We start from the raw sequence: 6,972 nt of genomic DNA, 5'->3' as shown, positions 1-6,972 counted from the left end.
CCCTCTGTGTCAACATGTATGAAACAGCCATCTCTGTCTAATTAGTGTAGAGGGCACAGGAGGCTTCGATTGTTTCAACAAGAAGTAACAGCAGTAGAGAGGCTTGATTGGGTGAGTCTAAATCAGAGTGAGGCTGAGGGTAGCCAAGCCGAACGCGGTGTAAGGCTTCCCCAAATGGCGGACATACAGGTAAACAGGAGTGTTCCTGATCCGCAAGTATCGGCAGTAATTGGCCGCAGGCAGTTTTCGGCGGTGTATAAAGCTCGGATCGTGCGTCAGGCGGATGCTTGTCGAGAGCCGGGCGAGATCGGAGCGCTGCTTCGGCGGGAGGGATTGTATTCCTCGCATCTGGCGAAGTGGCGCAGAGACTATCGAAAGGGAGCCGTATCGGCTCTTACGCACGACAAGCGTGGGCGCAAGCAGACGAAGGATCCTTTGAAGTCTGAGATCGAACGTCTTAGTCGTGAGCTTGAGCGCACTCAGAGGAAGCTAAGGCAGACACAAATGATCTTCGAGTTCCAAAAAAACTTGTGCGAGATTCTCGGAATTTCTCCGACGGGCATCTCGAAGGACGAGGAGAAATAATGGAGGCTGCAAAGAAACTGGCCTCTCTTGTAAACTGGACCCAGGCTTGTCTTGCTTTGGGAGTAGCGCGCACGCGCGTATACCGGTACTGGAAGCGCAAGGAGAACCCCGTTACGCCCAAAGAGTCGCACAAGCCCGAGCGTTCCCTCAGCGAGGCTGAAAAGAAGCAGGTTCTAGAAGTGCTGCATTCGCAAAGGTTTCTGGACATTGCCCCGCAAGAGGTGTATGCCACGCTCCTTGATGAAGGCATTTACCTGTGCTCGATCCGCACGATGTATCGCCTGCTTGAAGAAAACAAGGAGGTTCGGGAGCGACGCAATCAGGCAAGACATATTGAATATGCCAAACCTGAACTCCTTGCCACCCGTCCAAACGAACTTTGGAGCTGGGACATCACCAAGCTCAAAGGTCCTGTGAAGTGGAGCTATTTCCATTTATATGTGATAATTGACGTCTTCAGCCGCTACGTGGTGGGATGGATGGTGGCCGAGCGGGAATCTGCTGAGCTTGCTAAGAAGTTGATATCAGAAACGATCCGCAAGCAGGAAGCCGACCCGACAAGCCTGAGCATCCATGCCGATAGGGGATCGTCGATGAGATCCAAGGGGGTGGCACTCATGCTCAGCGATCTGGGGGTGACGAAAACCCACTCTCGCCCGCACGTCTCAAATGACAATCCCTATTCGGAAAGCCAGTTCAAGACGATGAAGTATCGGCCCGAGTTTCCGACAAAATTCGGCTCGATCGAGGACGCCAGATCATTTTGTAGTGACTTCTTCGATTGGTACAACCAGGAACATCATCATTCGGGGATCGCGCTTCTGACCCCTGAGACCGTTCACTATGGCTTGGCCGAAGAGGTCAGCCTCAAACGTAACGTGACGCTGGCGAGGGCCTATCAACTACATCCGGAGCGGTTCGTGCGAAAGAGGCCGATAGCGCCCCAACTACCAAGTGCCGTCTGGATAAACCCACCGGCAAGGGGGAGCATGATACTCAAATTGCTCACTAATTAAATACTAAAGCTGTTTCAGAGTGCTTGACATCTTCCGCACGCTGCGACTCAAGGGAATGGACCGCACCGTTCATTGGAACAAGAGTCAGATTTGGATCACAGTCAACGAGGATGTTGGGTACTACTTCGAGAAGAACCGATAAACAAACCCGTATCACTGAGTAGGCCTCCGGGGCGTATCGAAGGGCGGATATGGTTAACGATAGGCTCAGAGGGGGTTGCTTCGGTACAATCAGCCTCGCAATGACGCATCGAATCCAAAGCCAACCAGAGCAGGCGCTACGGGGTTTTGGTTTTGCCCATGCATCAAAAAAGCCTCATCTGTTAGGAGATGAGGCTTTCAGCAAACTTTTAGCTGGTCTTAGATTACTGACTGCCGTCGGTAGTGACTTTTACTTTGTACTCGACATGAATACGGCCTAACGGGTCCTGATAGACATAGTAGTCAGATACTTTGACCGAAGGTTTTGATGCGGCAATAGGCATTATTTGAATCACATCGGGAGATGAGGCGATAAAATCGTCACGAAGCGACCTATCGACGACGACAATATTATGATCCATTGCTCGCTCGACCTCAAAGTTCGATGCAATTGGTGGATAGTTCATAGAAGGCGCAGAGCGAGCATATACAGCCGAAATAATTATCGCCAGGAAGATGATGAAAATCCCATAGGTCACCGGGATCAAATAAGGCATATCTTCCGACCTAAGGGCGGCAATCGGCTTTTGTGGGGTCGGACTTTGTGAATGCGCAGGATCCACCCAAAATTCGTATCCGCAATAGATACATAGAGTGCTAGCCTGCTGCGTATCGTGATGACATACCGGGCACCTTTTCATGATTTCCGCTCCTTCTTCATCTTGCTCTAGCTTGCTTCTAGTTCATAAGAGAGATGATTATGAATTCCCCATGGACGATATCTTTTCCTTCTTTTTGTTATTAAAATCTTCCAACAAAATGAATTATATCCACTTTGTATCGATCCATAACCTATAGCATCCTGTAATTAGACTATTCCATATACCGTCAAGTTCCGGAATGCTACATCATTCTATACGCTATCTCTCGGTTTATAATATACAAAACTTTATTATTTCTAGCTCTCTATATGCTTATTGACGATTTGAGCTTCTCAGCTAACCAGTAATTTTGACGGGAATTAATTATAAATTCAAGCAAAATATACTTTTCAACCAAAATTTCCCCGACAAATTAGGGCTTGCAAGCAGAAATCAGGCTTCCCCTGCTGATTTTTACCAGGAACGAAGAGTATGATTACAAAAACAGCCTCCTTCAAGTTACGGTAAACTGTGTCAAATTGAAACGAGAGTTATATACATATGTTACGATTAGACCGTTATCTGGTTGATGAAAAATTAGTTGAGAGCCGAGAGAAGGCTCAGGAATTGATCGCGGCTGGGTTCGTTGAAGTTGATGGCAAACAAGCGATTAAGCCGGCCCAGCAGCTCAAGCCGGATTCAAAAGTTGAGCTTAAAGGCCGCTTGCGATATGTCGGTAGAGGCGGGGTCAAGCTTGAATCCGCCCTCAAGCGCTGGCCTATTTCGCTTGAAGGGAAGGTTTGCGCCGATGTGGGAGCTTCTACCGGAGGATTTACCGATTGCCTTCTCCAGAATGGCGTTAAACTCATCTATGCCATCGATGTCGGTACAGGGCAGCTTCACCCTAGCTTGCATAATCATCCCCAGATCATTCTGATGGAGAAGACGAACGTCCGTTATCTCGAATCCCTCCCTGAACAGATGGACATGGTAACGATTGACGTTTCTTTTATTTCCCTGCGCCTCATCCTCCCGTCAGTACAGCGTTGGCTTTCTCCCGGCGCTGAAGTTTGGGCTTTACTCAAACCTCAATTTGAAGCTCCTCATAAAACCCATAAAGGCATTATCAGAGAAATTTCCCTTCGAGAAAAGATTCGCTCTGATTTTGTAGTATGGTGCGGTGTGAATGGGTGGGATGTGAAGGAGACCTTCTTATGTCCAATTGCCGGTGAAGAAGGAAACAGGGAACATTGGGTCAGGATGAGTCGTAAGGATTAATATGTTTGCGAGCGGAGTTCTTAATGAGCGGTCTTGCCAAATAAAAAATTGGCAAGACCGCCAAAAGGAGAACAAAGCTCGGTCTTGCCTAAAAATTCTGTCTGACTTTTTATGTTTCTTTTAAAACATATGGGTGTTTATTGGTCTAAGTTCTTATCTTCCCAATGGAAGCTCACTGTCTTCATTAGCAGCACCCTCAGCTAACTCCATACCAGTGTGTGCAAACTCTGACAATATATACGCTTTAGACATGCAAAACCGGACACTTTTTTGAAGAATTTTTGACTTTTTTCAAATTTTCTTATGCTTTGATCATTGCGAGAAGCATTTTGAAGGGGGTAATGGCTGTAATTGCGTGCGGTTTATCGGCGGGCATGACGATCACATCCCCGGCCTTTAGTTCGAAAAGTTCCTCTGCGATAGTGATTTTAGCTTCTCCATCCATAATATAAACCATCGCATCAAACGGCGCGGTATGTTCGCTCAAGCCTTGTCCTTCATCAAAGGCAAAGACCGTCACATTCCCTTTCGCTTTCCCAAGGATCTGTCGGCTGACAACCGACCCCTTTTGGTAACCAATCATATCTATCATCTGTTCCGCCTGTGCCATCATTCACCTCTACAATCTTTAGATAGGCTTATTATACTAGGGTTTTGATAAGGCAAGAGACGAGAGGCAAGAGGCAAGAGGCACAATCATCCTCGCAATGACACCGATAGTTATGACGCAAGTCATGAAATCCGCACAACGAACGATGCTCTTTTTTGCCTACGCTACATCGGATTTGGTGAAGCGGTTATCAGGGTCAAAGGCATTGTTGAGGCGATCGATGAATGGTTGAGCTAGAATTTTTAAGGGGTTTTTTGTCAGTTTATCTGCAATTTGACTGATATCCACTGATGCTTTACATTCAGGCGAAGCCAGATAGAACGGTTTTCGCTGACGAACAGAGGCTGATACCTTCGCATCGTTATGAACGCAACCGCAATAAGACAAATGCCCATGTAGAAACTGTTGGCAGACTCCCTGCAAGTTGCTGAAAAGCATCATCGCTTGCTCTTCGCTCGAAACCATATTCATTACTACCCTGATAATGGCATTTCGTTGCACCCTGAATAAAGTTTTAGCCGTAGCATAGGCATCCGTGATGCTTGCCGGATCGGGAGTCGTTACCAATAAGACCTCATCAGCCGCTCGTAAGAAAGTCATCACTTTGGTATCAATCCCCGCCCCTGTATCAAAAATGAGGTAATCGGTTGAGGCTTCCAGTTGAGCAAGCCCGGCAAGGAACTCTTGAAGCCGTTTTCGGCTTATAGACGTAAGCTTGCCGACTGCCGAGCCACCGGCTATAAAATTAATTCCCCCCGGACCGGGAGTCAGAATTTCTTCAATCGATAATGGGCCACCGAGAACGTCTTGCAATGTGTGTTTAGCATGTGTTCCAAGGATGATATCAACATTCGCAAGCCCTAAGTCAGCATCAAAGACAACCACTTTATGACCGAGGGATGCGAGAGAAATGGCTAAGTTAATAGAGAAGTTGGTTTTCCCAACCCCGCCTTTTCCGCTAGTAACTGCAAAACACCTCATGCTGATTTTCTCCCTTCGGTTACTTGAGATTTCTTTGATTGCCGACGAGATGTTTTTTGGCTCTTGTCGAGAGCTGCCAGCAGAGCTTCCCTGTCTCGTTGTCTATGAGGGCGGCGTTTTTTATTCATCAATGGCTTTACCGTCAGTTCGTTCTCAGAACTAGGCGTGAGATAATAAAGCGATTTTATACTTGCAATTAGCTGTGATACAGGGGAAATGTGCAAAACCAGCTTTTTACCTAAAATACGAGAGATCGTATCAGTAGATATGACGTCGATGGGATCTCCGATAGCGCACTCAACCGCGTCCTGCAAGAACTTAAAGGGCAAAATACAGTATTTAAGCGCCGTTTCGCCGTCCAACAAGTTGACTGCATCCGGATCAATTTCAACCTTTTTCAGGTCGAGGAAGGGATAATCATATTGCTCGGAAAGGCACATTGCAACATGCTCATCTTTAGCATAACCTAAATCTTGAAGAAGCTCTCCAATTCGCCTCGGGATCAGTTTCTGAAGTTTTAAGGCTTCATCCAACTGTTCCTGAGAGAGAAATCCTTTAGAAATCATCAGTTCGCCAGTTCGTGTATAATCCGGCATCCCACCCATCCTTTAAGCCCAATCTCAAAAAAATTATCGGAAGATTCGCTGTTCGGCTATAGGATAAGTGAAAGGAATTCGTGAGATTTCATTTATCAATTCAATAGTTGCTGGTAACACAATAATCATCTTGAGACAATCGAGAAAGAATGGTATAATAAAATTAGAAATTCATAATTTCGGAGTTTATTATGCTGCTTAAGCTTAGAAAAAATGCACAGTTGACTTTGCCAAGTCAAATTCGCAAGGCGGTTCATCTGGATGACGGGGATGTACTGGATTGTGAAGTTCGTGACGGGCAGATAGTGCTTACTCCTAAGAAGATCGTTGATAAGCAAGATTCTTGGTTATGGTCGCGCCAGTGGCAAAAAGATGAAGCTGAGGCTCAAAGTGATATTGGAACAGGGAATGTCAAAGAATTTGAAAATGTTGACGACCTGATTGCCCATTTGAATAAGGAGTAAGCGGTGCGATTTGTAATTACCAAGAAGTTCGAGAAAGCATACCGCTCCCTTAGTGAACAACTCCGAAAAAAGGCCGACAAAGCGCTCCACCTTCTTATTGAAAATCCTGCACATCCATCTTTACACTTAAAGAAAATCCAAAGCGCTCCTGGGATTTGGGAAGCGCGGATTGATAAAGGATGCCGAATGACTTTAGAGATTCATCAGGACTACTTCCTTCTAAGAACCATCGGCAAGCATGATGAAGTCCTCGATCATCCGTAATCTTTATCTATCAAAAGCCCCCTACCGAAGTCAACCCACGGTGTTATTTGCTTGGCAGGAAGGACCAGATACCTTCCGCGAGATCGCTGATGCAACCCGTGACACCTTCTGACATTATCCCTTTACCCATTGTTTGGCTCACATCCAGGATCTCCACTTGGCCTTCATGAACGACATAATCGATTTTAGCGTAATCGAGGCCTAATTCACGGCGGAACTGGAGCACCTCTTCTGGAACCTGCAAATTTTCAAAGGAACCGGTATACGTTCTGCTTTTCACAAATGGTTCTAAGCTGGCAACTCGAACACTTCGAGAGCAATCACCGAGGAACATATAAAGGCGTATATAGTAATAGTCTCCTTCTTTTTCAGGAAGGAATTTCTCGACCACCAGCG

General features: G+C 46.3%; 9 protein-coding genes. 4 read left to right on the top strand and 5 right to left on the bottom strand.

Annotated features, from left to right (window positions below; genetic code table 11):
- Window positions 1-174 precede the first annotated feature (174 nt).
- A protein-coding gene (locus WCO51_07930; protein ID MEI6513189.1) for an IS3 family transposase occupies window positions 175-1,601 on the top strand; the annotation gives its coding sequence in 2 pieces (ribosomal slippage) (window positions 175-514 and window positions 514-1,601; 1,428 coding nt in all).
- Between the two features lie 365 nt (window positions 1,602-1,966).
- Here the strand turns inward: WCO51_07930 and WCO51_07925 are convergent.
- The gene (locus WCO51_07925) at window positions 1,967-2,443 is read right to left on the bottom strand and encodes a hypothetical protein (GenBank protein MEI6513188.1); all 477 of its coding nucleotides are present in this window, start codon (window positions 2,441-2,443) and stop codon (window positions 1,967-1,969) included.
- A 501-nt stretch (window positions 2,444-2,944) separates the two neighbouring features.
- Here WCO51_07925 and WCO51_07920 point away from each other — a divergent pair.
- Entirely contained in the window at window positions 2,945-3,661 is a 717-nt protein-coding gene (locus tag WCO51_07920; GenBank protein MEI6513187.1) for a TlyA family RNA methyltransferase, read from the top strand.
- Between the two features lie 301 nt (window positions 3,662-3,962).
- Here WCO51_07920 and WCO51_07915 read toward each other — a convergent pair whose 3' ends face one another.
- The 3 genes from WCO51_07915 to WCO51_07905 form a co-directional block, all read right to left on the bottom strand.
- Window positions 3,963-4,253 (bottom strand): cupin domain-containing protein, encoded by a 291-nt coding sequence (locus WCO51_07915; GenBank protein MEI6513186.1) that lies wholly within the window; start codon window positions 4,251-4,253, stop codon window positions 3,963-3,965.
- Window positions 4,254-4,430: 177 nt separating this feature from the next.
- The gene (locus WCO51_07910) at window positions 4,431-5,252 is read right to left on the bottom strand and encodes a MinD/ParA family protein (GenBank protein ID MEI6513185.1); all 822 of its coding nucleotides are present in this window, start codon (window positions 5,250-5,252) and stop codon (window positions 4,431-4,433) included.
- Window positions 5,249-5,848 carry a hypothetical protein gene (locus WCO51_07905; protein ID MEI6513184.1) on the bottom strand — a complete coding sequence of 200 codons (600 nt, stop codon included), beginning with the start codon at window positions 5,846-5,848 and terminating at the stop codon, window positions 5,249-5,251. The genes WCO51_07910 and WCO51_07905 overlap by 4 nt, the downstream gene beginning before the upstream one ends.
- A gap of 191 nt (window positions 5,849-6,039) precedes the next feature.
- Here WCO51_07905 and WCO51_07900 point away from each other — a divergent pair, with 191 nt between their 5' ends.
- Together WCO51_07900 and WCO51_07895 are read left to right on the top strand one after the other, a co-directional pair.
- A complete protein-coding gene (locus tag WCO51_07900) occupies window positions 6,040-6,312 on the top strand; it encodes an AbrB/MazE/SpoVT family DNA-binding domain-containing protein (GenBank protein MEI6513183.1) in 273 nt (90 codons plus the stop codon).
- A 3-nt stretch (window positions 6,313-6,315) separates the two neighbouring features.
- Window positions 6,316-6,576 (top strand): hypothetical protein, encoded by a 261-nt coding sequence (locus tag WCO51_07895; protein ID MEI6513182.1) that lies wholly within the window; start codon window positions 6,316-6,318, stop codon window positions 6,574-6,576.
- Window positions 6,577-6,619: 43 nt separating this feature from the next.
- Here the strand turns inward: WCO51_07895 and WCO51_07890 are convergent.
- Window positions 6,620-6,972 (bottom strand): hypothetical protein (locus tag WCO51_07890; GenBank protein MEI6513181.1); only part of this gene is annotated, 353 nt, incomplete at its 5' end.

This window comes from bacterium (assembly GCA_037131655.1).
Lineage (GTDB): Bacteria > Armatimonadota > Fimbriimonadia > Fimbriimonadales > JBAXQP01 > JBAXQP01.
Note: the sequence above shows the minus strand (reverse complement) of the source record. Positions and strands in the feature narration are given on the sequence as shown.

Coding starts and splice junctions, on each gene's coding strand:
- WCO51_07900 (MEI6513183.1), top strand. CDS start 6,040: ATGCTGCTTAAGCTTAGAAAAAATGCACAGTTGACTTTGCCAAGTCAA.
- WCO51_07925 (MEI6513188.1), bottom strand. CDS start 2,443: ATGAAAAGGTGCCCGGTATGTCATCACGATACGCAGCAGGCTAGCACT.
- WCO51_07905 (MEI6513184.1), bottom strand. CDS start 5,848: ATGCCGGATTATACACGAACTGGCGAACTGATGATTTCTAAAGGATTT.
- WCO51_07910 (MEI6513185.1), bottom strand. CDS start 5,252: ATGAGGTGTTTTGCAGTTACTAGCGGAAAAGGCGGGGTTGGGAAAACC.
- WCO51_07915 (MEI6513186.1), bottom strand. CDS start 4,253: ATGATAGATATGATTGGTTACCAAAAGGGGTCGGTTGTCAGCCGACAG.
- WCO51_07920 (MEI6513187.1), top strand. CDS start 2,945: ATGTTACGATTAGACCGTTATCTGGTTGATGAAAAATTAGTTGAGAGC.